The organism is Solirubrobacter ginsenosidimutans (assembly GCF_027587205.1).
In genome coordinates this window covers 1-25,200 of sequence record NZ_JAPDOD010000059.1, presented here as the reverse complement: position 1 = coordinate 25,200, position 25,200 = coordinate 1, and the positions used below count along the sequence as shown (strand labels likewise).

At 70.2% G+C, this 25,200-nt stretch carries 17 protein-coding genes and 1 pseudogene; 11 read left to right on the top strand and 7 right to left on the bottom strand.

Annotated elements, in window-relative coordinates; genetic code table 11:
* The first annotated feature begins 38 nt into the window (after positions 1-38).
* Complete coding sequence (locus tag OM076_RS37975) at positions 39-2,579, top strand: ABC transporter permease (protein WP_270045400.1); 2,541 nt, start codon at positions 39-41, stop codon at positions 2,577-2,579.
* Positions 2,580-2,638: 59 nt separating this feature from the next.
* Positions 2,639-3,061, top strand: coding sequence for a hypothetical protein (locus OM076_RS37970; RefSeq protein WP_270045399.1), 423 nt, complete (start codon positions 2,639-2,641; stop codon positions 3,059-3,061).
* A gap of 549 nt (positions 3,062-3,610) precedes the next feature.
* Here the strand turns inward: OM076_RS37970 and OM076_RS37965 are convergent.
* A complete protein-coding gene (locus OM076_RS37965) occupies positions 3,611-6,391 on the bottom strand; it encodes an OmpL47-type beta-barrel domain-containing protein (RefSeq protein ID WP_270045398.1) in 2,781 nt (926 codons plus the stop codon).
* Between the two features lie 163 nt (positions 6,392-6,554).
* On the opposite strand from OM076_RS37965, the gene OM076_RS37960 reads away from it, so the two are divergent.
* Positions 6,555-7,952 (top strand): ArnT family glycosyltransferase, encoded by a 1,398-nt coding sequence (locus tag OM076_RS37960; protein ID WP_270045397.1) that lies wholly within the window; start codon positions 6,555-6,557, stop codon positions 7,950-7,952.
* Positions 7,892-8,716 carry a TIGR03620 family F420-dependent LLM class oxidoreductase gene (locus tag OM076_RS37955; protein WP_270045396.1) on the top strand — a complete coding sequence of 275 codons (825 nt, stop codon included), beginning with the start codon at positions 7,892-7,894 and terminating at the stop codon, positions 8,714-8,716. The genes OM076_RS37960 and OM076_RS37955 overlap by 61 nt, the downstream gene beginning before the upstream one ends.
* On the opposite strand, the gene OM076_RS37950 is transcribed toward OM076_RS37955, so the two are convergent.
* From OM076_RS37950 to OM076_RS37930, 5 genes are all read right to left on the bottom strand, one after another.
* Positions 8,713-11,844 (bottom strand): M14 family metallopeptidase, encoded by a 3,132-nt coding sequence (locus OM076_RS37950; RefSeq protein WP_270045395.1) that lies wholly within the window; start codon positions 11,842-11,844, stop codon positions 8,713-8,715. The genes OM076_RS37955 and OM076_RS37950 overlap by 4 nt on opposite strands.
* Positions 11,845-11,953: 109 nt before the next feature.
* On the bottom strand, positions 11,954-13,360 hold the full coding sequence (locus OM076_RS37945; protein WP_270045394.1) for an FAD-dependent oxidoreductase: 1,407 nt from the start codon (positions 13,358-13,360) through the stop codon (positions 11,954-11,956).
* Positions 13,361-13,508: 148 nt separating this feature from the next.
* Positions 13,509-14,804, bottom strand: coding sequence for a lipopolysaccharide biosynthesis protein (locus tag OM076_RS37940; protein WP_270045393.1), 1,296 nt, complete (start codon positions 14,802-14,804; stop codon positions 13,509-13,511).
* Positions 14,801-15,430, bottom strand: coding sequence for a class I SAM-dependent methyltransferase (locus OM076_RS37935; RefSeq protein WP_270045392.1), 630 nt, complete (start codon positions 15,428-15,430; stop codon positions 14,801-14,803). Before OM076_RS37935 ends, OM076_RS37940 begins: the two co-directional genes overlap by 4 nt.
* Positions 15,427-16,482 carry a glycosyltransferase gene (locus OM076_RS37930; RefSeq protein ID WP_270045391.1) on the bottom strand — a complete coding sequence of 352 codons (1,056 nt, stop codon included), beginning with the start codon at positions 16,480-16,482 and terminating at the stop codon, positions 15,427-15,429. The genes OM076_RS37935 and OM076_RS37930 overlap by 4 nt, the downstream gene beginning before the upstream one ends.
* A 47-nt stretch (positions 16,483-16,529) precedes the next feature.
* Between OM076_RS37930 and OM076_RS37925 the strand changes: the two genes are divergently transcribed.
* Genes OM076_RS37925 through ribH form a run of 7 tightly spaced genes read left to right on the top strand, consistent with a single transcriptional unit; the run spans position 16,530 to position 23,862 of the window.
* Entirely contained in the window at positions 16,530-18,038 is a 1,509-nt protein-coding gene (locus OM076_RS37925; RefSeq protein ID WP_270045390.1) for a glycosyltransferase family protein, read from the top strand.
* On the top strand, positions 18,025-19,785 hold the full coding sequence (locus OM076_RS37920; RefSeq protein ID WP_270045389.1) for an ArnT family glycosyltransferase: 1,761 nt from the start codon (positions 18,025-18,027) through the stop codon (positions 19,783-19,785). The genes OM076_RS37925 and OM076_RS37920 overlap by 14 nt, the downstream gene beginning before the upstream one ends.
* On the top strand, positions 19,782-20,432 hold the full coding sequence (locus OM076_RS37915; protein ID WP_270045388.1) for a SanA/YdcF family protein: 651 nt from the start codon (positions 19,782-19,784) through the stop codon (positions 20,430-20,432). The genes OM076_RS37920 and OM076_RS37915 overlap by 4 nt, the downstream gene beginning before the upstream one ends.
* Before the next feature lie 28 nt (positions 20,433-20,460).
* On the top strand, positions 20,461-21,582 hold the full coding sequence (ribD, locus tag OM076_RS37910; RefSeq protein ID WP_270045387.1) for a bifunctional diaminohydroxyphosphoribosylaminopyrimidine deaminase/5-amino-6-(5-phosphoribosylamino)uracil reductase RibD: 1,122 nt from the start codon (positions 20,461-20,463) through the stop codon (positions 21,580-21,582).
* Between the two features lie 5 nt (positions 21,583-21,587).
* Positions 21,588-22,172 (top strand): riboflavin synthase, encoded by a 585-nt coding sequence (locus OM076_RS37905; RefSeq protein WP_270045386.1) that lies wholly within the window; start codon positions 21,588-21,590, stop codon positions 22,170-22,172.
* Positions 22,169-23,443, top strand: coding sequence for a bifunctional 3,4-dihydroxy-2-butanone-4-phosphate synthase/GTP cyclohydrolase II (locus OM076_RS37900; protein ID WP_270045385.1), 1,275 nt, complete (start codon positions 22,169-22,171; stop codon positions 23,441-23,443). Before OM076_RS37905 ends, OM076_RS37900 begins: the two co-directional genes overlap by 4 nt.
* Complete coding sequence (gene ribH / locus OM076_RS37895; RefSeq protein ID WP_270045384.1) at positions 23,440-23,862, top strand: 6,7-dimethyl-8-ribityllumazine synthase; 423 nt, start codon at positions 23,440-23,442, stop codon at positions 23,860-23,862. Before OM076_RS37900 ends, ribH begins: the two co-directional genes overlap by 4 nt.
* 559 nt (positions 23,863-24,421) lie before the next feature.
* Here ribH and OM076_RS37890 read toward each other — a convergent pair.
* Positions 24,422-25,200: pseudogene (locus tag OM076_RS37890) on the bottom strand (hypothetical protein); the annotation flags it as partial.

The following is a 25,200-nucleotide window of genomic DNA, read 5'->3' as shown; positions in this document are numbered from 1 at the left end:
CACACGCGTGGCCCTGGGACCCACGAGGCGGTGACGGCATGACCAAGCTCGCTTTGAAGGGCCTGCTGTCGCGCAAGCTACGGTCGGTCCTGACGGGGTTCGCGGTCGTCATCGGCGTCGCCTTCGTGGTCGGCACGCTGGTCTTCACCGACACGATCGACGCCTCGTTCAAGAACCTCTTCGAGCGCACCGCGCAGGGCGTCGACGTCGACGTCGAGGCCCACCAGGCGGTCAAGGCCGACTTCTCGTCTCCGCCGACGATGCCCTCCGACACGCTCCCGAAGGTCAAGGCGACCCCGGGCGTCAAGGTCGCCGAGGGCAGCGTCAGCTCCGACGGCACGCTGCTGGACAAGGACGGCAAGCCGATCACCTCCAACGGCCCGCCGACGCTGATCGTCTCGGCGTCGCAGGAGAAGATCTTCCAGTCGCTGGAGTACCCGAGCGGCGGCGCCCCGCAGTCCGCCGACGAGGTCGCGATCGACCGCGGGACATCGAAGAAGTACGGCTTCAAGGTCGGTGACACGGTCACCGTGACCTCCGACGCCCCCGCGAAGCAGTACAAGGTCTCCGGCGTCGCGACGCTCGACGGCAAGGACAATCTCGCCGGGGCGAAGCTCGTGGTCATGACGCTGCCCGAGGCGCAGCGGATGACCGGGCACGACGGCTACGACTCGATCTCGGTCTCCACCGGCTCCAACTCGCCGGACACGGTCAAGGCCGCCCTGAAGAAGGAGCTCGGGAGCGACTTCAACGTGCGCACCGGCAAGGAGGCCGCCGAGCAGCAGGCGCAGGACCTCTCAGACGCGCTCGGCTTCATCCGGACGGCGCTGCTGGTGTTCGCCGCCGTCGCGCTGCTCGTGGGCGGATTCCTGATCTTCAACACGTTCACGGTGACCGTCGCGCAGCGGACGAAGGAGTTCGCGCTGCTGCGGGTGCTGGGCGCTTCGCGCCGGCAGATCCTGCGCTCGGTGCTGATCGAGACGTTCGCGGTCGGGGTGATCGCGTCGATCCTCGGCGTGCTCGTCGGCATCGCGCTCGCGCCCGCGCTGGCGGCGATGCTGAAGGCGTTCGGGATCGACCTCGGCACGACCGGCCTGGTGATCTCGCCGAGCACGGTCATCATCGGCCTGATCATCGGCGTCCTCGCGACGATGGTGTCCGGCTTCGTGCCGGCGCGCCGCGCGACCCGCGTGGAGCCGGTCACGGCGATGCGCGACGCGGTCCTACCGGGGGTCGGCCACCTGCGCCGCCGCCGCGTGATCGGCTCGATCGCCTTGATGGGCCTGGGCCTGCTCGCGCTCTTCTTCGGGCTCTTCGGCGGGATCGACGCGACCTCCGCCGCCGCGTCGCTGCTCGGCCTCGGCGCGATCCTGATGATGTTCGGCGTCGCGTTCCTGGCGCCGCTGCTCGTGCAGCCGCTCGCGCGGGTCCTCGGCGCGCCGATGGCGGGCAACCTGCCCGGCAAGCTCGCGCGTGAGAACGCGATCCGCCAGCCGCAGCGCACGGCGGTCACCGCCGCGGCGCTGATGGTCGGCCTGGCGCTGGTCGTCCTCGTCACCGTGTTCGCCGCGGGCATCCGCGGGTCGGTCGACAAGACGATCGACGACCAGGTCACGGCCGCGCTGATCGTGCAGAACCAGGACGGCTTCTCGCCGATCCCGCAGAAAGCGGCCGATGCCGTGGCCTCGGTGCCAGGCATCGAGGACGTATCCGCGGTGCGCTTCTCCACCGGCGTCTTCGACGGCTCCAACGAGGCCGTGACCGGGGTCGACCCGGCAACGATCGGCTCGGTCCTGAAGCTGAAGTGGGACCACGGGGACGCGGGCTCGCTGAGCGGCCTGACCGACTCGCAGGCGCTCGTCGACTTCAACTGGGCCAAGTCGCACGACAAGGCCGTGGGCCAGAACATCTCGTTCACCACTCCGCTCGGCAAGACCGCGACCTACAAGATCGCCGGCACCTTCAAGAACCAGGCGGGCCTGACCTCGTCCGTCATCCTCACCGCGCAGACGCTGGCGTCGCAGTGGGACTCCAAGAACCTCGCGTTCGCGGCGGCGGCGGCCGTCGAGGGGACCGACCCGGACAAGCTCGCCCGCAGCGCCGACGCCGCGCTGAAGGCCTTCCCGCAGACCGACGCGCTGACCATCGATCAGTTCAAGGACAAGCAGGCCGCGGCGGTCAACCAGCTGCTCGGCCTCGTCTTCGCCCTGCTCGCGCTGTCGGTGATCGTCGCCCTGCTGGGCATCGTCAACACGCTCGCGCTCTCCGTGCACGAGCGCACGCGCGAGCTCGGCATGCTCCGCGCGGTCGGCATGAGCCGCTGGCAGGTCCGGCGGATGGTGACGATCGAGTCGGTGATCACCGCGGGGATCGGCGCGATCCTCGGCACCGTGCTCGGGATCGTGTTCTCGCTGATCGTCTCGCGGCCCCTGGCCGACGAGGGCTTCGTGTTCGTGCTCCCGATCGGGTCGCTGATCACGTTCTTCATCCTCGCGGCGATCGCGGGCGTCGTGGCCTCGATCCCACCCGCGCGCCGCGCGTCGAAGGTCGACGTGCTGCGCGCGGTGACCACCGAATAGACGTCCATTGGGGAGGAGCGCCGGTCCGGTGCTCCTCCCTGTGGACTAGGGTTGCGCCCGTGACGGGGCGTCAGGTCATCGCCGGGACGCGCCGCGCGACGGCGATCGTCGCCACGCTCGGTCTACTCGCCGTGGCGGCGCTGTGCGCGCACCTCGTCGCCACGAGCGACGTGTTCGCCGAGACCGAGTTCAGCGGCGCGGCGTTCCGCGCGGCCACGGCCACGCGCGACGGCGGCGCCATGCGCGACCAAGCGCACGCGGCGGTCGACTCGCATGCCCTGATCGGCCTTTCGCCGGCGAGTCTCCGGCGGACGCTGGGGCCGCCGTCGAGGATCGGGCAGCGCAAGCGCCACTACGTGTGGGACCTCGGCGAGGTCAGCGGCTTCGTCTTCGGCGGCTCGGGCATCGCGCAGCTGTACGTCGATCTCGACGCGGGCGGGAGCCGGGCGGAGCGCTCCGCCGTCTACGAGCCCACGGACTAGCGCGCGGCGAAGGCCGAAAATCAACTGCGCCGGGTGGGGGGAGGGGAGTGGCGCGCCCTTCGTTGCTGCCTGCCGTGAGTCCGCTGCGCGGCGCGGCTCTGCTGGCTCGAAGTGCCGTGCTGGGATACCGGCAGTTACGGGCGTGGCATTGAAAGTGTGTCCCGCACACGACTCGTCCCGGTCGCCGTGGTCGACCGTGCGCGTTTGAGGGCCCGTGCGCAGGTTTCGATCAGGTTCGCACTGGTCGAGCTGGCGCGTTGATGGGGGTGGGGTCAAAAAGCTTCCTGTCAGGACGTTTTTTGACCCCACCCCCTCGCAGACCGCGGCATCCGGGTGATCGGCGTGCGTGAGAACGCCCTTTCTGTCTCCGTGGCCCGTAGCTCGACGGTCAGTCTCGGAGGCACATGGGCGTGGGAGCCCGGCCACTGGGCGGAACGCGGCAGCCAGTCCCGGAGGGTGCACCGAAACCGCCCCCTCCCTCACCGGAGCAGTTGACTTTCGACCCACCGGCGCGGCGCCGCAGACACGCAGCGCCGCGCCCACCCGCGACTAAGGGGTAGTGGTCGAGAGGGTGAAGGTCAGCGCCTTGCTGTAGCCGCCGGTGCGGAGCGGCTGGGCGGCGGTGATCTTCTGGCGGAACGAGAGCTCCACCGTGTCATTGGAGACCGGACCGCCGTAGGTGAGCAGTCCGAGCGCGCCCGCGCCCAGCGGCGTGAAGTCCCCCGTGACGGTGCCGCCGGTGCTCGTCGCCTTCGCCTCGAGCGCCTCGGCGAGTGAGAACGCGCCGTTGACGAGGTGGCCCGGAGCGGTGCTGCTCGGATCGGCGACGGACAGCGCCGCGTCGCCGGCGGTCGAGACCACCTGTGCGGACGCCGTGGCCGTGTAGGCCTTGTCCAGGCCGGGCGTGAACGCCCCGAACTTCGCCGGCGCGGCCAACGTCAGCGCGAGCGTGGCGGGAACGTCGCCGCCCGCGGTGCCGCCGACGGGCGTGGCAAGGAGGTGGACGCTGAAGGTCAGCGGCTTCGGCTCCTCGACGTTGCCCGCCTTGTCGACGGAGTGGTACTCGAGCAGGTGGGCGCCGGCGACCTTGACCGCGAACGGCGCCGTGTAGGCCGTCCACTCGCCGCCGTCGATGCGGTACTCGGTGTGGTCGACGGCGGCGCCGTCGGCGCTCACCGCGGTCAGCGTGACCGTCGGGTCGACGTACTCGCCGCCGACCGGTGCGGGCGACAGAGCCGCCGTCGTGGTCGGAGCCTGGCCCTCGTTGCCCGGCGCGCTGAGGTGCAGCATCGCGCGGGCGCCGTCGACCTTGATCATGACGCGGGTGCCTTCGGCGCGGCCCTGGACGAGCTCGCGGTAGTCGGCGTCGCCGAGCGGCAGACGGATCGTGGTGCCGGCGGCCGACTCGACCTTGTAGGGCTGCGTGCCGAGCGACACACGCTGGCCCGTCCACGGGACCAGCAGCGAGGTCTCGATCGTGCCGGCGGCGGACTCGGCCCCGGCGAGCGTGATGGCGACCTCATGACGGCCGCGGTCGAGGACGGCCGTCTTGGCCTGCACGGTCGAGGTCGTGCGCGAGATCAGGAACTGGCTCGGGTGCAACGGGCGGTCGACGACGCGCACGTCACCGACCAGCCCATTGAACGTCTGCGAGATGATGTTGTTCTCGTTCGAGGCGCCGAGCATCCACGGGCGGCCGGTGCTGCCCATGCCGATCGCCTCCGTGGACGGGACGCGGTGATTCAAAGAGCCGTCGATGTACATGTCGATGAAGCGGCCGTCGTTGACGACGGCGACGTGCGACCAGCGGTTGGTGTCCATCAGGTGGCCCCAGCTGGTGGTGTTGTCGCCGCGGTTGAGCGGCCAGATCGCCCACTGCAGCTCGGCGGCCTGGGAGAGGTCGAGCTGCATCGAGGGCTCGCGCGGGTTGCCCTGCGTACGACCGAGGTCGGCGCCGGTGCCCATCTGCCCGAGCAGGCCCATCCAGCCGTTGACCTGGCAGCAGCCGGCCGGGAGCTTGAAGACGGCCTCGATCGTGTAGCCGTGCTCGAACGTCATCTTGTTGAGCGGGGCGGCGTCGCCGGTCTTCAGGTACGTGCCGCGCGACGGGTTCGTGCCGCCGGTGAACTTCAGGCTCTGCTTGGACGGTGCGTCGGTCCGGTGGTCGTCGACGAGGTCGAGCGTGCCGCCGCCCGCCAGCGTGACCGGCGTCAGGTCGTTGCCGTTGCCGGAGAGGTCGGCGACGCCGCCGGCGTCGGTCTTCTGCGGGCGCCACAGCGCGACGGTGCCCGGGACGAGCAGCTTCTCGGTGGAGACCTCGGCGGGCTCGGCGGCCGTGCCGAAGCGGGTGTCGAGGTCGAGCGGCAGGCTGAAGCGGTTCTGCGCGTCGGTCTTCTCGATCATCTCCTCCATCAACGGCGTGCGGTCGACGATCGGGGTCTGCATCACCCACGGCGAGAACGTCGAGACGTCGACCGTCTTGCGCCGCAGATCGAACGCGTAGGTGCGGATCATGCCCGCGCCGCCGTAGTACTTGTCCTGGTAGTTGGCCAGGTTCATCTGGACGTCGTGGCCGAAGTCGTTCTTCATCGTCATGCGCCCGACCGGCCAGTAGTGGCCGTTGAGCGTGAGGAAGATCTGGTCGTTCTTGCGGATCAGGCGATCCCACAGCTGCTGGCCGTAGGTCAACAGCCGCGGCGTGCCCGTGTCGTTGTTGACGATCTCGTGCGTGGTGACGATCGTCGGGATCTTCGGGTGCGCGTCGAGCACCGACTGTGCCCAGGCGTAGCCGGTGTTCGAGAGACGCCAGTCGAGCGCGAGGATCATGAACTCGCGCCCTGCCGCGCGAACGATGTGGAACGTGTTGTAGCCGCCCGGGGAGGCGCCGCCGAAGGTCGGGTCGTCCTTGTAGCGGTCGGGGCCGAACGTGCGGATGTACGGCGTGTCGCCGCGCTGGTCGTCGCCGGAGCGGATGTCGTGGTTGCCGGTCGGCGCGCTGTAGGGCATGTGCGCACGGTCGAGGTGCTGGTAGGCCGCGTCGGCGCGCGCCATCTCGCCCGCGGTCGCGTCCTGCGTGATGTCGCCGAGGCCGGCGACGAAGGCGATGTTCTCCTTGGCGCGGTTGGCGACGATCCAGTCGAATGCGTCGTTGACGGGCTCGGAGTCGCCGCGCTCGTTGTCGAGCAGGTACTGCGTGTCGGGGACGATGGCCAGCGTGAAGCGCGGGCTCTCCGGATCGAACACGGGCGGGGTGTCGCCGCCCTGCTGGGAGGCGGCATTGACGGCGATCGCGACGAGCAGCACGATCGTCAGGCCCGCGGCGAGCAGCACGCGGGGTGTGAGGTGTCTTAAGGCGGGATGAGTATCGGTGAACACGCGCGCCAAGCTATGCAGCGCCCGCGCGCCGGATGTGACTACGGTGCGTAGTTGCTGAGATCTTTGTGTGACGGCTCGCGCGGGCGGTCCGAGTGGCCGAGCGGCTAGCCTCGGGGGCTTGAAACGGCGTCTGCCCATCATCCTCGCCGGGCTGATCGTGCTGCTCTCGTTCGGCCTGAACGCACGCGTCGCGGCCGACCCGCGGTCGGCCTACCAGTCCGCCGACGAGCGCTCCTACGGCAAGCTCGCGGTCGACATCGTCGACAAGCACGACTACGGCAGCCCATCGACGAAGATGAAGGAACCGCTGCACTGGCCGCCGGGCGCGCCGGTGCTCTTCGCGGTCGGCTACAAGCTCTTCGGCACGGCCCACGACAAGCAGACCTACGACATCCGCTCGGCGTACTGGGAGCAGGCGCTGCTGACGACCGGGACGACCGCGCTCGCGATCGCGCTGGCGTGGATCGTCGTCGGGCCGTGGGCGGGGCTCCTCGCGGGCCTGATCGTCGGGACCTACCCGCCGCTGATCGGCGCGACCGGCGACCAGCTCTCCGAGCCGCTGGGGGCGTTCCTGCTGCTGGCGGCGTTCGTCGCGCTCGCGCTCGCGCTCAAACGCCGAAGGCTGTGGTGGTACGCCGCGGCGGGTGCGCTGCTGGGGCTGACGATCCTCACCCGCACCGACCTGCTGCCCGTACCGTTCCTGATCGCCGGCCTCGGCGGGCTGATCGCGCTGATCCGGACGCGCACGTGGCGGGCGCTGATCGCGCCCGCGGTGCTGGCCGGCGCCGCCGTCGTCGTCCTCGCGCCGTGGACGATCTACGCCTCCAACCAGGAGGGTCGCTTCATCCCGGTCACGAAGGGCAGCGCGGCCGCGCTGTTCGTCGGCACCTACCTGCCCGGCGGCGGGACGACGATCGGGATGAAGGAGCACCTCGAGGCCCAGTTGCGGGCCGCGCACCCCGAGTACAACGGCATCAAGACGTACAAGATCCCGGCCGCCGACGCGCTCGAGCTCTTCGCTGCCAAGCACCCGGACCTCCCGCGCGACGTCGCGCTCAACAGGGAGGCCAAGAAGAACCTGTTGCACTACTCGACCACGCAGCCGTTCGCGTTCGCGAAGATGCAGTGGGCGAAGGCCAAGCGGATGTGGTTCTTCTACTACCGCGGCGGCGGCGTGCACTACATCTCGACGCCGATGCGCATCTGGCAGGTCCTGCTCGTCCTGGCCGCCGGGATCGGTCTGATCGCGGGCGTGATCCGCCGCCGCGATCCGCTGCTCGCCGCGGTGCTCCTCACGGTCGCGTTCTCGACGGCGATCCACACGATCGTCGTCTCCCAAGCCCGCTACAACCTCCCGCTGATGCCGCTACTGATCGCGGCGGGGGTCGCGGGCGCGTTCTTGGCGCTGCGGCGCGACGCGCCGAGCCCAGCCGACGATCCTGCGACGATCGAGGAATGGAACTCGGACGAATCGGCATCTGGCACAGCCGTCGCAAGGGCGACCCCCGCGTCATAGTCCCTGCGGTCGAGCAGCTCGGATACGGCGCGTTCTGGCTCGGCGGGAGCCCGTCGGTCGAGCAGGCGCGGGCGTACGTCGAGGCCGGAGAACGCATCCCGGTCATCACCGGCATCCTCAACGTCTGGCAGCACGATCCCGCGGACGTCGCGCGCGACCACGCCAAGCTCACGAGCGACCATCCGGACCGCTTCCTGCTCGGCATCGGCATCGGCCACCCCGAGGCGACGAGCGACTACAAGCGCCCGTTGAAGACGACGCGGGAGTTCTTCGACGGGCTCGACGCCGCCGAGACGCCGGTCCCGAAGGACCAGCGCCTGGCCGCCGCGCTCGGGCCGAGGATGCTCGACCTCGCCGCGGAGCGCTCGCTCGGCACCCACCCGTACTTCATCGACGCCCAGCACACCCGCTTCGCCCGCGAGCGGATGGGGGCGGACGCCCTCGTCGCCCCCGAGGTCGCGGTCGTCGTCGAGGAGGACCCCGAGACCGCGCGCGAGATCGCCCGCGCGTACGCCGCGTCCTACCTGCAGCTCTCCAACTACACGGGCAACCTGCGCAAGTTCGGCTACACCGAGCGCGATCTGGAGAACGGCGGCTCCGATCGCCTGATCGACGCCGTCATCCCGCACGGCTCCCCCGAGCAGATCGCCGACGCGGTCCGCACCCACCTCGAGGCGGGCGCGGACCACGTGTGCCTCCAGCCGCTCGGCCATGGGGACGAGCCGCTGGAGGACTTCGCGGCGTTGGCTAAGGCCTTGCTCTAACGCACGCCCAATCCGCCGAGCGCCTGCTTGACCAGCTTCGTCCGGTCGGCGGGCGCGGCCACCTGCTCGAGGCCGAAGCCCAGCAGCAGCGTGTCGTCCGTCGACGTACCGGCGAAGAAGTTCACCAGTTGGCCGGCGATCTCCCAGGCGCCCGCGTTCTGCGGGCTGCCGGGGGGTGCGGGGGCGGGAGTCCAGGTGCTCGTCGCGCCCTCGAACCCGTCGGCCGTCGTCGTGCCGTCGATGACGACCTTGGTGTCATCCACGAAGGCGCCGACACCGCCGCCGCCTGGATCGGTCACGTAGGAGATCGAGACCTCGACCGACTTGCCCTTGTAGGCGCTGAGGTCGAACGTGACGGGGATCCACCCGCCGCTGGAGCCCGTGAACGAGTTCCAGGTCCCGGTGCTGCCCGGCTGGGCGCAGCTGTTCGTCCCACCCAGGTAGTGCTTGAGGAACGGGTGCAGTTGCAGCAGGAAGCCGTCGGGGTTGGCCGTGCACTCCGCCGGCGGGCTCGTCTGCGTCTTTCCGGACGCCTCCTTGAGCGTCGTCCAGTCGTCGGCGCCCACCGTGTGGGCCTCGACGATCACGTTGTCGTAGGACGGCTCGGTGTTGTAGGAGAGCTGGAACTGCAGCTGCGCGGTCGTCGCCGCCGCCGGCACCGCGATCGTCTTGGTCAGGCGGAAGTAGGACGAGTCCTGGTGGACCGCCCCCGCGTACTTCGTGCCCTCCACCGGCGAGAACGGGCTCCCGGTGAAGTTGTAGGAGGCCGCGCCCTGGCTCTTGAACTGCGGGAACTCGGCGACCGGCAGCACCTCGCTGGTCGGCTGGAAGACGCCCGCCTCGTCGAGGTCATTGCTCGGCGTGCCGGCGAGGTTCGCGTGATAGCCGTTGATCGGTTTGGCGATGCCGTCCACGATGTTCGGCCCGCCCAGGCTGAAGCGCGAGAAGCCACCCAGCCAGTACTGGCGGAAGTCGTCGGCGAGCAGCAGGCACTCGTCGAACAGGCCCTGGATGGACGTGACGACGCACTCTTGGTCGGGGGCGCCGTTGAGGCCGTAGTAGAGGCCGCCGACGACGTCGGTGATGCCCGGCAGGCCGGAGAACTGCGCGGTCTCGGCGGCGTTGATCAGCTTGCCGCCCTCGTTGAGGAAGTCACGCACCGCGATCGTCAGGTACTGCTCGCGCTCGGCGACCGAGACGTCGGGCAGCGGTCCGAAGGGGGTATCCGTGAAGAAGTCCTCCGGGTCCTGGGTGATGCGGTTGTCGCCCATGTACCAGACGATCGCCTTGTAGTGGCTGAGCACGCCGAGGTCGTGCGGGACGCCCTGGGTGTCGGTGTTCCACAGGTCGGCGCTGTAGCCGGCCGCGCGGACCGCGTCGAGATGCAGCTGGCCGTACTGCAGGCCGCCGCCGGGCGGGCTGGGGAACGTCGGGTTGACGCCGTTGCGGTCCTCGTCGGCGATCACGAGCACCTTCGCGCCCATGCCCTTGACGGTGTAGGTGAACGCGGCGGAGGAGACGTCGTCGTCGCGCCAGCCGTCCTTCTTCTCGCCGCTGAACCAGACCTTGACCTTGTCGCCGACGCGCGTGCCCTTGACCTCGCCGCGGAACTCGGCGTAGTAGTGGGCGTTCTCGTCGCCGCCGTACTTCTCGCCGCCCTTCCACTCCGAAACGTTGGCGGTCTTGGTCTTGCCGTTATTGATCTTGTAGTTGAGCTGGAGGTGCTTGATCGCCCGCTTGGCCGTCACCGCGACGGTCTGCGGATCGCCGTAGGACACGTCGAAGGAATCGACCTCGAAGTCCGGGGCCTTGCGGCCGACCGCGGAGACCGGGTCGTCCGGATCCTTGGCCGACTCGGCGGTCGCCAGGGCGAACGGGATGTTCTTCTCGAACTCGGCCTGGATGAGCTTCTCGTCGTCGGGGAAATCGAAGTCCGAGCCGCAGTCCTTGGCCAGCCACTGGTCGTCGGGGACTGAGTTCGCGGCGTCCGTGCAGGTCGACATCTCCGGCGTGAAGCCGAAGGAGCCGTACTTCTCGGTGAAGTAGGAGTCGACCTCGCCGTTGGTCGTGTAGAGCTCGGCCGAGATGTCGGGGTCATAGCCGGGGATGGCCGGATGCGCGTCGTCGCCGGACATCGCGATGCCGAGCAGGTCGTCCGGCGTGGGCGTGTTGACCTGCCAGCCGACGCCGTAGAGGATCAGCTCCGCCGCCGAGTGGTAGTTGATGAACTCGGTGAAGCCGCCGACGCGCTTGAACAGGTTGTCCATCGCCTTGGACTCGGGCTCGGAGTTCGGGCCGGGGCCGCGGAACGTCTCGCTGGCCGGATCGTCCGAGGAGCCCTCGTTGTCGTAGCCCCACTTGTAGGCGTAGTTGCGGTTGGGGTCCACGCCGTCGCCCGGCTCGATCACGCCGTTGCCGTCGTTGTCGCGCAGGTTCTTGCGCCAGAGCCGCTGGCCGGGCTCGAACGTGAAGTCGTAGCCGTCCGGGTTGGACACGGGAACGAACCACAGCTCGGTCGTGTTGATCAGGTTCGTCACCTGCCGGTTGTGCAGGTAGCCGTCGACGTAGTAGTGCATCAGCCGCCGGTTCATCTCCGGGGTGATCCACTCGCGGGCGTGCTGGGCGCTCATGTACAGCGTCGAGGGCTTGGCGCCGTCCTTGAGCAGCGGTGCGCCGAGGCTGACCTTCAGCGCGATGATGTCCTGCCCGTTGGTCGTCTTGCCGATCGTGACGAGCTTGGTGATCAGCGGATGCCGGCGGGCGACTTGGGCGTACTCCTCTTTGATGCCGCCGGGGCCGCCGTACTTCTTGAAGACGTTGAGTCCGGCGGCGGCCTTGGCGGTCGCGCGCTGGGTGACGGTCTGGCCGTCGATCTCTTTCGGCGTCATCGTGACGCCCTGGTCCGCGAGCTCCTGCGCCTGCTCGCCGCTCAGGATCGTCTCGACGTGGACTGCGCCCTTGGCACCCGCCTTGGCGGCGGACAGATCGATCTCGCTGCGATCCACACCGAGGTCGACCAGCTTGCCGAGCGCGTCACGTTGGACGTCCCCGACGTAGACGTCGAGCTGCGGCGCGGGTGCGGCCACCGCCGTCGTCGCTGAGACGAGCACGGTCGCGAGTACCGACATGCCTGCGACGACCGCTGCGTTGCGTAGCAACTTTGTCCCTCCCTCTCCACACTGACTGAAAGCGGGACCAGTCTCTCGATGAGCTGACGGTGTGTCAACGTGGAACCGTCTATGTCACGAGCGTGAGAAGCTCCTCGCGGTTCGGTCCCATCGCGGAGGGCGTCGCCTCGGCGGCCGCGGCGAAGACGCGCTCGCCGAAGCCGGGGCGCGTGAAGACGTCACGCGGCAGTGACAGACAGGCCGCGATCTCGATGCCCGCCCGGAACACGTCGGGGTCGAGGCTCATCGCGGCGGGGAGCGCGGCGCCGATCCGCGCGCCGATGTGCTCCGGCGGCGGCGCGGGCGGTGTGCGACCGTCGCGCAGCGCGACGATCTGCGCCATCCGGGCGCGATCGACGAGCACCGTGCTGTCGTACCACGGCTTCAGCTCCGCCTCGGTCGCCGCCGCGTAGGCCGTGACGAGCGCGGCGGGATCGTCGCCCGCCTCGCGCACCACCCGGCGCAGGATCGCGGCGTGGGCGAGCCCGAGCGTCATCCCGCGGCCCATCGAGGGGTTCGTGCACGCCCACGCGTCGCCGAGGCTCAAGACGCCTGTGGCCGGTCCCGCGCCATTGCCGTTCAATGACCGGACGCGGTCGACGACGCCGCCCATCGGCACCACGCCCGTGATCGGCTCGCCGTCGAGCCAGTGGGCGTGGCGCGGACAGGCGCCGACGACCGCCGTCCACGCCTCGGCATGGCGCATCGCCTTCAGCGGCCGGTCGCCCGCGGAGGCGTACAGCGTGACGCTCCAGGTGCCGTTGTCGCCCGGGAGCGTGAGGATCGAGAACGAGCCGACCGGCGCGTTGATCGGGCCGCGGACCTCCGGCGGCGCACCGCGGAAGAAGCGCGTGTAGTAGAGGAAGCCCGTGTCCTCGGCCTCCTCGACGACCGGCGGTCCGCCGGCGGCGGCCAGGAGCTTCGGCAACGCGGAGCTGCGCCCCATCGCGTCGATGATCAGGTCGCCGGCGACGCGGTCGCCGGCGTCGGTGCGCACCGCGGTCACGTGCACCCGGCCGTCGCGCGGCTGCGTCTCGAGCGCGGTCACGCCGACGCCGCGGCGGATCTCGACGCCATGCTCGGCCTCGGCCACGCGCGAGACCGCCCACTCGATCGTGCTGCGCCGCCCGGTGTAGGTGACGAAGCGCTCGTCGCCGTCGCGGGGCGTGCGGTCGGCGATCGTCTGCGGCATCGCGTCCGCGATCGGGTCGAAGCGGAACGCGCCCGCGGCCTTGAAGGCCTCCAGAACGTCCGGCAGTTCGCGCTCGAGGACGGCACGCCCCAGCGGCTGCAGGTAATGCGCCTGCCGGAACTGCGTGACGCCTCCGCGCCGCCAGCGCTCCCAGGCGGCCTCGACGTCGGCCGGGACCGGTGCCGGGTCGCGCTCGAGAACGGTCACGCGATGCCCGTCCCGAGCCAGCATCATCGCGGCGGACAGGCCGCACAGGCCTCCGCCGAGCACGATCGTGTGAGACATCTCTCCCCGCACGACGTAGAGCGTCTCGGATCTATTCCCGCACGCTTGTCACAGATTCAGCGGCTCGCGGCTCATAGGGACTGCGTCACGCCGGGCATGGTCAAAGTTCTGGCCGGACGGGAGACATCCCGCCTGCCGCGACGGTCACTCAGGTGGCCGTCGCGGGTGGCGCATCTGGCCGCCGGTAGACGACGGCCAGGAGTGCGCACAACAACGACGCGGCGCCGAGGTAGCCCACCTCGGCCCGCGTCAGTGCGTCGCTGACGACGTCCAGCAGCATCCACGCGACGAAGACGGCCGCGCTGACCAGCCACGCCGCGGCGGCGAGGCCGGCGTGATCGCGGGCGAGCGCGGCCTGGTTGAGCGTGCCGGCTGCCAGGTGGGCGCCCATCCCGATCGCCACCGCGGCGAGGCCGAGGCGCCCGTAGGTCGCGTTGTCGTCGAAGAGGATGCTCATCGCGAACGGGCCGAGGATCAGCAGGCCGAGCGCCACGGCGCCCGCGAAGCCCGCGATCGCGAGGATGGTGATCTTGATCGCCTTGTTGAAGTCCGCTCGGCCTTCGGTCGCCTCCAGGCCGGCGAGGTGGGGGAGGAGTGAGCCCTGGACCGCCTGGAAGAGCTGCAGCGGCGCGCGGGCGATCAGCAGCGCGTTGAACACGTAGCCCGCGACGGCGGCGTCGGTGGCGTTGATGTCGGCCGCCAGCACGCCGCCGTTGAGCAGCGTCTGCTCGGCGAGCATGATGCACAGCACCGCGACGGCGAAGCGCCCGCCGCGGGCGAGGTCGAGCACCTCCTCATCGCTCTCCGGCTCGGCGGCGGCGACCTTCGGCCGGCGCGCGAAGGCCCATGGGACGACGACCAGCGACACGAACGGCGCCGCGGCCATTCCCATCGCCACGGCCGTCTGCCCGGAGGCGATGCCGATCGCCACCGCGACGGCGAACAGCAGCCGCGAGGACGCCTCCATGAACACGAGGCCGCCGTAGAAGCCGAACCACTGGTGCCCGGCGAGCCAGCCGCGGGCGAAGTAGGACGCCGCGTAGGCCAGCACCGCGACCACGAGCACCCAGTACAGCGCGGCCGAGCCGTCGAACAGGTCGTCTTGGATCGGGCCCTTGAGCGCCAGCGCGATGACCAGGAACGCGAGCGCGAACCCGGCCTGGATCAGCAGCGGCGTGCGCAGTGGGTGACCGGTGTGCAGGCCGCGCGCGCGGCGGTCGGCGATCGTGCGCGAGAGCAGTTGCTCGATCGGGCGGTAGATCACCGAGACGATCACGAACAGCACCGACCACAACAGCGAGATCGACTTGTAGTCGACGTCGTTCAGGGCATACGAGGCGACGCTGAAGTACGCGAAGGTGACGACACCGGTCGACGCGATCCCGATCGAGAGGATCTTCGCGCCGGCGCCATAGCCCGAACGCTTCTCTTGTGTCGCGCTCACACCTTGACGAGCAACATCGTCCATGGGAACGGGGAGCGGATCTCCTCCACCGTGCCATGGCGACCGAGCAGCTCGACGAACGCCTTGCGCGACCAGTGGTTCAGGTGGCCGGGGGTGTTCCCGAGGTCCTTGATGTATGCCCCGCGCGCCATGTTCAGGCCGCGCCACATCGGCTCGCGCGGCACGCTCACCAGCAGGTGGCCGCCGCGGGCGACGCGCGCCATCTCGCTCACCGTGTGCTCGGCGTCCGGGACGTGCTCGAGCACCTCGATGGCGCTGGCGAGCTCGAACTCGCCGTCGCCGAACGGGAGGTTCTCGGCCTTCATGATCTTGTACTCGAGGTTGGGCGCCTGGCGCTTGACCCACTCGGCCTGGATCGCGGGGTCCTCGAGGTCCACACCGACGATCCGCCCGTCGCGCAGGCGCTGGGCCCACTTGTGGGTGAGCACGCCCTCGCCGCAGCCGACGTCGAGCACGCTGCGCGGCGAGGCCTTCGCCCACAGCTCATCCAGCGTGCGCTCGAAGCCCGCCATCAGCTTCTTCACGACCGGGTTCGAGGAGCCGTACTTGTCGTACGTGTTGCCGGTGACCGTGCCTTCGGCGTCACGGGTGATCGTCGAACTCACAGCTGCACCTTCTCTCGCTCTTCGGTGTGGCTTTCGCCGGACGCGTTAGCGCCGGTCGTCGGCGGACGGCTCTCGGGGGTGGCGCCGGGCTCGTAGTGCGACGGCGGGATCTCGGCGTGCAACTCGAGCCGCCGGACGCGCTCGAACGTGCGCTGCAACATGATCCGCTGCCCCGACAGGAGGTCGCCGATGATGCCGAGCGCCGCGAGCACGACCGCGGCGTTGAACAGCACCGCGCCGAGGATCAGCGACTGCACGTGGCCGGCGCCCGTGCCGTCGATGTAGGCGACGAGGAAGCGCGTCCAGACCGCCAGCGCGAACAGGCCGAGGATGATCGCCAGCGTCATGAAGACGCGCAGCGGCTCATACATCGAGTAGATGCGGAAGATCGAGACCATGTTGCGGCGCACGTACTGCCACATCGACTTGAAGAGCCGCGACTCGCGCGTCTTGGCGTTCGTGCGGATCGGCACGTGGTCGATCGCGACGGTCATCTTGCCCGCCTGGATGATCGTCTCGAGCGTGTAGGTGTACTTCGAGACGACCGACAGTTGGAGCGCGGCCTCGCGGTTGTAGGCGCGGAAGCCCGACGTCGTGTCCGGCACCGTGGTCTCCGACGCCTGGCGCACGACCCACGAGCCGAGCCGCTGCAGCGACTTCTTCAGCGGCGAGAAGTGCTCGATCGTCATCACCTGACGATCGCCGACGACCATGTCGGCACGGCCGGCGATGATCGGCTCGACGAGCTTCGGGATGTCCCCGCCGTAGTACTGGTTGTCGGCGTCGGTGTTGACGATCACGTCCGCGCCGAGCTTCAGCGCCGCGTCCAGACCCGCCTGGAAGCCGTTCGCGAGACCCTTGTTGTTGGTCAGCCGGACGATGTGGTCGACGCCGTTGGCGACCGCCACTTCGACCGTCCGATCGGTCGAGCCGTCGTCGATGACGAGCCACTCGACCGAGTCGAACCCGGGGACCTCACGGGGCAGGTCGCGCAGCGTCTCGGGGAGGGTTTTCTCCTCGTCAAGGCATGGGATCTGGATGATCAGCTTCATGTGAACGACGAAAGACGGTACCGCGCGCGTCAGACTGGATGACTCGCATGGAGGGCTCAACGCTCACCCGGCCGCAGCCGGGAACCGACTCCGCGCGCGCTGCACCGAGTCCCGGTGAGCGTGGCGACGGCCTGGCCAAGATCGTGTTCGCGCTGCTGTGCGTGGGCTTCGCGATCGGCTTCTTCGTGTTCCCGACCTACCCGGTCTACGACTCCTATTACTCCTTGTTGTGGGGCCGCGACCTGCTCCACGGCAACCCGCTCGTCTTCGACGGCTTCCGCTACCCGACCGAGCACCCGCTGGGGATCGCCGCGGGCGCGATCCTGCAGCTCTTCGGCTCCTGGGGGGACCGCCTGTGGGTGGCGATGATCCTGGCCGCGTTCCTGGTGCTGGTGGCGGGCGTGTACCGGCTCGGGCGGATCGCCGCGACGCCGCTGGTGGGCGCGGTCGCGGCGGCGCTGCTGCTGACCCGCTTCGACTACCCGTTCCTCGCCGCCCGCGGCTACATCGACATCCCCTACATGGCGCTGGTGGTGTGGGCGGCGACGCTCGAGGCGACCCGCTCGCGCCGCGGCGTGCCGGTCCTGATCCTGCTCGCGCTGGCGGGGATGCTGCGCCCCGAGGCGTGGTTCCTCTCGGCCATGTACTGGGTCTGGGTCTCGTGGAAGGCCACATGGCGCCAGCGCTTCGTGTTCGCCGCGATCGCCGCCAGCGGCCCGCTGGTGTGGGCCTCCACGGACTTCCTGGTGACCGGCGACCCGCTGTTCTCGCAGCACTACACGTCGCTCTCAGCCGAGGATCTCGGCCGCCAGCGCCCGCTCTCGCAACTCCCGAGCGCGATCCCCGGCTTCTTCAAGGACCTGGTCAAGCTGCCGGTCTTCGCGGCGGCGGGATTGGGCGCGCTGCTCGGAATCGTCATCTCTCCGCGCCGCATGCTGATGCCGATCGCGCTGCTCCTCGCGGGCGTCGTGACCTTCCTCGCGATCGGCGTGGCCGGCGCGTCGGTGATCGAGCGCTATCTCGCCGTCCCGGCGCTGGCGCTGATGGTGCTGGCGGCGGTCACGGTCGCCGGTTGGACGATGCTCTCCAAGAGCTGGGTTCGCACCGTCTGGATGGTCGCCGCAGCCGTGATCGTCCTCGCCGGCGTCGCCTACCAGGCGACCCATCTGAACCTCTCCCGCTTCGACAACGAGCTGCGCTTCCGCGGCCAGGCCCACACCGATCTCACGAGCGTGTTGAAGGATCCGCGGGTGCAGGCCGGGTTGCGCTGCGGGCCCCTAACAGGCCCTAACCACAAGATCGTCCCCGACTCCCGCTGGATCGCCGATCTGGGCGACGGCAAGGTCTGGGCCCGCGCCCAGAGCTACCGCGACCCCGACAGCAAGTACACGCTCCCGCTTCAGACCAAGGGCGTGGCGATCGTCGTCACCTCCCGCTTCGCGATCTTCAAGCACGCCTGGACCGACGCCGCCGACGACGCCCGCATCCAAGTCCCGCCCCCCGGCTTCAAGCGGGTGAAGACCTCGAGGTTCTACGCCGCGTATGTCCGCTGCTGAGACGGTCGAGCTGCCGGACGCGGTGACCGACGAGCCGCGGCGGGGCCGGTCGTGGGTGTGGCCGGCGATCCTCGTGGGCCTCTTCGCGGCCGCCTTCGTGCTGCGGATCGTCGGCTACAAGACCGGGCTTCCGTACGTCTACAACGCGGACGAGAACAGCCATTTCGTCCCGCGGGCGATCGGGATGTTCGGGCACAGCCTGAACCCCGACTACTTCATCAATCCGCCCGCCTACACGTACGTCGTCCACGCGCTCTTCGCGGTCAAATGGGGGACGAACCCCGCGACGATCGGCGGCGCGTTCGCGGCTGATCCGACCACGGCGTTCGCGCTCGCCCGCGCCGCGTCCGCGTTCCTCGGCGCGCTCGCCGTGTCACTCACCGCGATCGCCGGTGCGCGGCTGTTCGCCGACCGCCGCGTCGGCGTCCTGGCCGGCGCGCTGCTCGCGGTCGCGTTCCTGCCGACCCACTACAGCCACTTCGCCCTCAACGACGCGCCGACGCTGGCGCCGCTCGCCGCGGCGCTGATCGGCGTCGCCGGGATCTACCGCACCGGCCGCACACGCGAGTACGTGCTCGCGGGGCTCGGCCTGGGAGTGGCGATCGCGACCAAGTACACGGCCGGGATCGTGCTGGTCACGGTGATCGCGGCGGCGTTCGCCTCCCCGGTCGCGCATGCGCGGGTGCGCAACCTGGCGCTGATGCTCGGCCTGATGTGCGCGGGCTTCGTGGCCGCCAATCCATACGCGCTGCTCGACCACACCGCGTTCCGCGAGGGGCTGCAGAAGCAGACCGAGACGGCCGGGGAGGACGGGGGCAAGCTCGGCCTCGCCAACACGTCCGGCTGGACGTACTACGTCGGCACGTTCACCTGGGGGCTGGGCTGGCTGCCGTCGCTGTTCGCCCTCGGCGGACTGGTGGATCTGTTCGCGCGCCGGCGCCGGCTCGCGCTGCTGCTCGCGCCCGCCCCGATCCTGCTGTTCCTCTATCTCGGCCAGCAGTCGCGTTTCTTCGCCCGCTGGATGCTGCCGATCTACCCGATCCTCTGCCTGCTGGCGGCCTGGGGCGTGATCGCCGCCGCGACGTGGCTCGCGACCCGCTTGAAGTGGCGCCTCGCGATCCCCGCGCTCGCCCTCTCGGTCCTCGTCGTCCTCCAGGGCCTCGTCTTCAGCGTCCACAACGACCTCGTGCTGGCGAAGGCGGACACGCGCCAGGTCGCGCGCGAGTGGATGAAGACCAACATCCCGTCGGGCAGGAACATCGTCGTGGAGCCGATCGCGCCCGACCAGTGGGCGATGGACGCCGGCCATCCGATCTTCGAGGACCAGGGCGGGACCGGCTCCGGTAACCGCTGGAACAAGTGGCGCACGTCGCGCTCGTGCTTCTTCAACGGCAAGACGATCACGTCCGGCGCCTGCCCGGTGGTCAAGATCGAGGACTACGAGCGCACGACGCGCCCGGACCTGGTCAGCCGCTATGCCAACGGCGGGTTCTGCTGGGTCGTGACCGGCTCGACGCAGTTCGGGCGTGCGTACGCGGACCCGAAGGACGTCCCGTTCGCGCTGAAGTACTACGACGAGCTCAAGCGCCAGGGAGAAGTCGTCTTCCGCTCGAGCCCGTACGGGAAGGACTCAGAGAGCGTGCCCTTCTCGTTCGACTCCTCGTTCAATTACTACCCGTTGACCTATGAACGGCCAGGACCAGACATTGTGATCTACCGGCTCCATGGCGGAAAATGCGGCGCATGAAGCGACTGATCGCTCTCGGGCTCGCCTGCGGGCTGCTCGCCGTCGGCGTGCCGAACCTGATCGTGTGGCTCGGCGGGCGCTCGCCGGTCACGACCGACACCGCCAAGGTCCCGCACGCCCAGGCGGCGCTCATCCTCGGCGCGCAGGTCTACCGCGACGGAAAGCCGAGCATCATGCTCGCGGACCGCGTCACCGCGGGGGCGGAGCTCTACAAGGCCGGCCGCGTGGACAAGCTGCTGCTCTCCGGCGACCACAGCCGGAAGGACTACGACGAGGTCGGCACCATGCGCCGGCTCCTGCTCGCGCAGGGCATTCCGGCGCAGGACATCTTCACCGACCACGCGGGCTTCGACACCTGGGACAGCGCGCAGCGGGCGCGCCGCGTCTTCGACGTGCAGTCGGCGGTCGTCGTGACGCAGAAGTTCCACATGGCCCGCGCGCTCTACGACGCGCGCCGCGCCGGGCTGAAGGTCACCGGCTACGCCGCCGACCGCCGCGACTACGGCCGCGTCATGCGCCGCCTGGAGGTGCGCGAGGCCGCAGCGAGGGTCAAGACTTTGGGCGACGCGATCACCGGCGCTAACCCGCATTTCCTGGGCACCGAGATCCCCATCACCGGGGATGGACGCGTGTCGTGGGGGGACTGATTCGCAAGTCAATATCGTCTGTGGGTAAGTGAGCACCCTTCAGACCACCGACCACGAGCACCTCTTCCGGGCGATCGAGCTCGCCGAGGGGGGGCGTGGGCGGACGAGTCCCAACCCCCTCGTCGGCGCCGTGATCGTCCGCGACGGCCACGTGCTGGGCGAGGGGTTCCACGCCGCGCTGGGCGAACCGCATGCCGAGCGCGCCGCGATCGCCGCCGCCGGCGACGCCGATCTCCGCGGCGCGACGCTCTACGTCTCGCTCGAGCCCTGCTGCCACACCGGCCGCACTCCGCCCTGCACAGACGCGATCCTCCAGGCCGGCTTCGCGCGCGTCGTGGTCGCCTCCGACGATCCGACCGAGAAGGCTTCGGGCCGTGGCCTGGGCATCCTGCGCGATGAGGGCGTCGTGGTCGACGTGGCGGAAGGCGAGGTCGCCGCGAAGGCGCGGCTGCTCAACCAGCCGTTCCGCAAGCACGCCCGCACCGGCCGCCCATTCGTGCTCTTCAAGTCCGCGATGACGCTCGACGGCAAGGTCGCGACCCGCACCGGCGATTCGAAGTGGATCTCGGGCGAGGACTCGCGCCGGCTCTCGCACCAGTGGCGCTCGGAGGTCGACGCCGTCGTGGTCGGCATCGGCACCGCGCTGACCGACGACCCGCTGCTCACCGCCCGCATCGAAGGCGTGACGCGCCAGCCGCGGCGGATCGTCTTCGACTCCGAGGCGCGCCTGCCGCTGGACTCCCAGCTCGTGCGCGGCGCCGCGGAGGTGCCGCTGACCGTCGTCGTCACCCGCGCCGCGCCGCGGACGGCGGTCGATGCGCTGGAGATCGCCGGCGCCGACGTGATCGTCGCCACCGGCGCCAACGAGCCCGACCGGGTGCGCAACTCGCTCGTCCAGCTCGGCAACGCCGGGGTGGCCTCGATCCTGCTCGAGGGCGGCCCGCACCTCGCGGGTGCGTTCCTGGACGCCGGCGAGGTCGACGAGATCCGGCTCTTCGTGGCCCCCGTGATCCTCGGCGGGTCGAGTGCGCGCGACCCGCTGGAGGGCGAGGGCGCCGAGCGCATCGCCTCCGCCATGCGGGCGCTCTCGCTCGAGTGCTCGCGCAGCGCCGAGGACGTCCTGATCACCGCGCGAATGCGGGAGTGGTAACTGCGATGTTCACCGGACTCGTCGCCGATCTCGGTACGGTCACCGCCGTCGACAGCACCCAGGATGGCGTGCGTCTGAACGTGAAGACTTCTCTTGCCGGCGAGCTGAGCGAGGGTGACTCGGTCGCGGTCAACGGCGTCTGCCTGACCGCCACGGCCATCGCCGACGGCGTCTTCGCCGCCGACGTCATGCACGAGTCGCTGCGTCGCTCCTCACTGGCGGAGATCGGCGAGGGCTCGCCGGTCAACCTCGAGCTGCCGCTGCGGGCGTCGGACCGGCTCGGCGGGCACATCGTGCAGGGGCACGTCGACGGCGTGGCGGTCGTCCGCGAGGTGCGCGACGACGGGTTCGCCCGGGTGGTGTCGTTCGACGTCCCATCGGAACTCTTGCGCTACGTGGTCGAGAAGGGCTCGATCGCGGTCGACGGCGTCTCGCTCACCGTGAGCGCGATCGACGAGACGTCGTTCTCGGTCTCGCTGATCCCGGAGACATTGGAACGTACGACGCTGGGCACGGCCGAACCCGGCCGGCCCGTCAATCTGGAGGTGGACGTGCTCGCCAAGTACGTGGAGAAGCTGGTCGCTCGATGAAGAGCCCGTTCGCAACCGTCGAGGAGGCGCTGGACGAGATCCGCGCGGGCCGCATGGTCGTCGTCTGCGACGACGAGGACCGCGAGAACGAGGGCGATCTGACGATGGCGGCGCAGTTCGCCACGCCCGAGGCGATCAACTTCATGGCCAAGGAGGGGCGCGGGCTGATCTGCCTCGCGCTCACCCCCGAGCGCTGCGACGAGCTGGGCCTGGACCTGATGGCGGCCAAGAACGAGTCTCCCTACGAGACCGCGTTCACGGTCTCCGTCGAGGCTCGCGACGGCATCACGACGGGCATCTCCGCCGCCGACCGTGCCCGCACGATCCAGGTCGCCGTCGACCCGGAGTCCGCGCCGCGCGACCTCGTGCAGCCGGGCCACGTCTTCCCGCTGAAGGCCAAGCCGGGCGGCGTCCTGGAGCGCACCGGGCAGACCGAGGCCGCCGTCGATCTGGCGCGCCTGGCCGGCCTGAACCCCGCGGGCGTGATCTGCGAGGTCATGAACGACGACGGGACGATGGCCCGCGTCGACGACCTCGAGCGCTACTGCGCCCGCCACAACCTGAAGATGATCACGGTCGCCGACCTGATCGCCTACCGCCGCAAGCACGACAAGCTCGTCGAGCGGGTCGTGGAGACGCGGCTGCCGACCGGCTTCGGTGAGTTCACCGCCGTCGGGTACCGCTCGCTGGTCGACGGCAAGCACCACGTGGCGCTGGTCAAGGGCGAGGTCGCGGGCCGCTCGGATGTGCTCGTCCGCGTGCACTCGGAGTGCCTCACGGGCGACGTCTTCCACTCGCTGCGCTGCGACTGCGGCGAGCAGCTGGAGTCCGCGCTGTCGATGATCGAGCGCGAAGGCTCGGGCGTCCTGCTCTATCTGGCCCAGGAGGGGCGTGGGATCGGCCTGCTGAACAAGCTGCGCGCCTACAACCTGCAGGACCAGGGGATGGACACGGTCGACGCCAACCTGGAGCTCGGGCTCCCGGTCGACCTGCGCGACTACGGCATCGGCGCCCAGATCCTGGTCGACCTCGGGCTGTCGAGCATTCGCATCCTCACCAACAACCCGAAGAAGATCCGCGGGTTGGAGGGCTACGGGCTCTCAGTGGTGGCGCAGGTGCCGATCGAGCACGCGCCCAACCCGCACAACGAGGCCTACCTGCGCGCCAAGCGCGACCGCATGGGCCACACGCTGCACCACCAGGGCCTCGCGCTGGACGAGGAGATGGTGCACGAGGAGGCCGTCCACGACCGCGAGCGCCGCGCGTCATGAAGTTCGCGATCACCGTCGGGCGCTTCTACGAGGACCTCGCGACGCGGCTGATCGCGGGGGCGCAGAGCGCGTTCGCCGAGGCGGGCGTGGGGGAGGCCGACGTCTTCGACGTGCCGGGCGCCTTCGAGCTCCCGCTCGCCGCCTCGTATCTGGCCGCCACCGGCCGCTACGCGGGCGTGGCCTGCCTCGGCGCGGTCATCCGCGGCGAGACCGACCACTACGACTACGTGTGCGCCGAGACCGCCCGCGGGATCATGGACGTCCAACTGCGCACCGGCGTGCCGTGCGCGTTCGGGGTCCTGACGGTCGAGAACATGGACCAGGCGCTCGCCCGCACCGGCGGCGGCAAGCGCGACCAGGGCGCCCACGCGGCCGAAGCCGTCGTGACCCTGGCCCGCATGAAGCGCTCGCTGGCCTAGAAGGGCCTTGAAACAGTCGTCTTCGACGACCACGATGCGGCGGCTAGGTGCTTGAACGTCAACTGCGCCGGGTGGGGGAGGGGGAGTGGCGAGCCGCCCGTCCTGGGCTGCCGTGAGTCCGCCTCGCGGCTCGGCTCGGTTGCCTCGAATCGCCGTGCCGGCATACCGACGGTTACGGGCTACGGAGACCGAAAGCGTGCCCCGGCCTCGCGCCTCGTTCATCGCCATGGTTGGCCGTGCGCGTTTGAGGGGTGGAGCGTGGGTTTCGATCAGGCTCGCACTGTTCGAGCTGGCGCGTTGAGGGGGGTGCGGAACGAGAGCTGCCCGACAGGCAGCTCTCGTTACACACCCCCTCGCCGGCGGGTGATCGGCGCGCGTGAGAACGCGCTTTCTGTCTCCGTGGCCGCACCTTGACGGTCAGTCTCGGGGCCGAATGAGGTCGGGAGGCCGGCCATCACGCGGACTCGCGGCAGCCCGGGACGGGTGGCACCACGAAACCGCCCCCCTCCCCGCCCGGCGCAGTTGACGTTCAGCGCGCGCCGTTGCGACTCGGGACGGCTTAGTCCTTAGAGGCCTTCTGGGCCTTCTTGAGCAGCGCTTTGACCGTGCCGTTCTGGTTGTCGAAGCGCTGCAGCCGGGTTTCGAGCACCTGGACGGCCTCCTGCGGGCGGCCGGCGGCGAGCAGCGCGGCGCCGTAGTCGTACATCGCGTAGGCGCACGGATCGACGTCGCTCGAGGCGCCGCAGGCGTCGACGGCGGCCTTGAGGGTGGTGACCGCGCTGTCGATGTCCCCGCCGAGCAGGGCGGTGTGCCCCTTCGCCTGGAGCTCGGACGGGCTCCCGGAGGGCGCCTGCGGCGTCGTCTCGGGGGTGGGCGTCGATTCCGGCTGTTCCGGGGTGGGCGTCGCGCTCGGTGTGTCCGTCGGGGTCGCGGTAGGGGTGGCGGTGGGCGTCGCGGTCTTCTCCGGCGTCGCCGTCTTGTCGGGTGTCGCCGTCTTGGTGGCCGTCGGCGTCGGCGTGGCCGAGGCCTCCGGGGGCTGATCGTCTCCGCCGCGGCTTGCGAGCGCGATCGCCCCGATCACGGCGACCAGCGCGATCGCGCCGAGCACCGCGATCAGCGGCGCCACCGAGCGCCGACGCGGCTCGCCGGCGTCGCGGGCGGCTGCGCCGCCGTTGCGCCCGTTCCCGCCGCCGACCGCACCGGCCCGCCGCCGCGTCGCGGGCCGAGAGTCGTCGCGTCCACGCTCGTCGTACGCCGCCGCCGTCCCGCGGGCGCGGCGGCCGTCGTCGTCGGCCGCGCCCCGGCCGCGCCGCGCATCGTCGGCCGCGTTCGAGCCCC

Coding starts and splice junctions, on each gene's coding strand:
- OM076_RS37975 (WP_270045400.1), top strand. CDS start 39: ATGACCAAGCTCGCTTTGAAGGGCCTGCTGTCGCGCAAGCTACGGTCG.
- OM076_RS37955 (WP_270045396.1), top strand. CDS start 7,892: ATGGAACTCGGACGAATCGGCATCTGGCACAGCCGTCGCAAGGGCGAC.
- OM076_RS37950 (WP_270045395.1), bottom strand. CDS start 11,844: ATGTCGGTACTCGCGACCGTGCTCGTCTCAGCGACGACGGCGGTGGCC.
- OM076_RS37945 (WP_270045394.1), bottom strand. CDS start 13,360: ATGTCTCACACGATCGTGCTCGGCGGAGGCCTGTGCGGCCTGTCCGCC.
- OM076_RS37930 (WP_270045391.1), bottom strand. CDS start 16,482: ATGAAGCTGATCATCCAGATCCCATGCCTTGACGAGGAGAAAACCCTC.
- OM076_RS37925 (WP_270045390.1), top strand. CDS start 16,530: ATGGAGGGCTCAACGCTCACCCGGCCGCAGCCGGGAACCGACTCCGCG.
- OM076_RS37920 (WP_270045389.1), top strand. CDS start 18,025: ATGTCCGCTGCTGAGACGGTCGAGCTGCCGGACGCGGTGACCGACGAG.
- OM076_RS37915 (WP_270045388.1), top strand. CDS start 19,782: ATGAAGCGACTGATCGCTCTCGGGCTCGCCTGCGGGCTGCTCGCCGTC.
- OM076_RS37905 (WP_270045386.1), top strand. CDS start 21,588: ATGTTCACCGGACTCGTCGCCGATCTCGGTACGGTCACCGCCGTCGAC.
- OM076_RS37900 (WP_270045385.1), top strand. CDS start 22,169: ATGAAGAGCCCGTTCGCAACCGTCGAGGAGGCGCTGGACGAGATCCGC.
- ribH (WP_270045384.1), top strand. CDS start 23,440: ATGAAGTTCGCGATCACCGTCGGGCGCTTCTACGAGGACCTCGCGACG.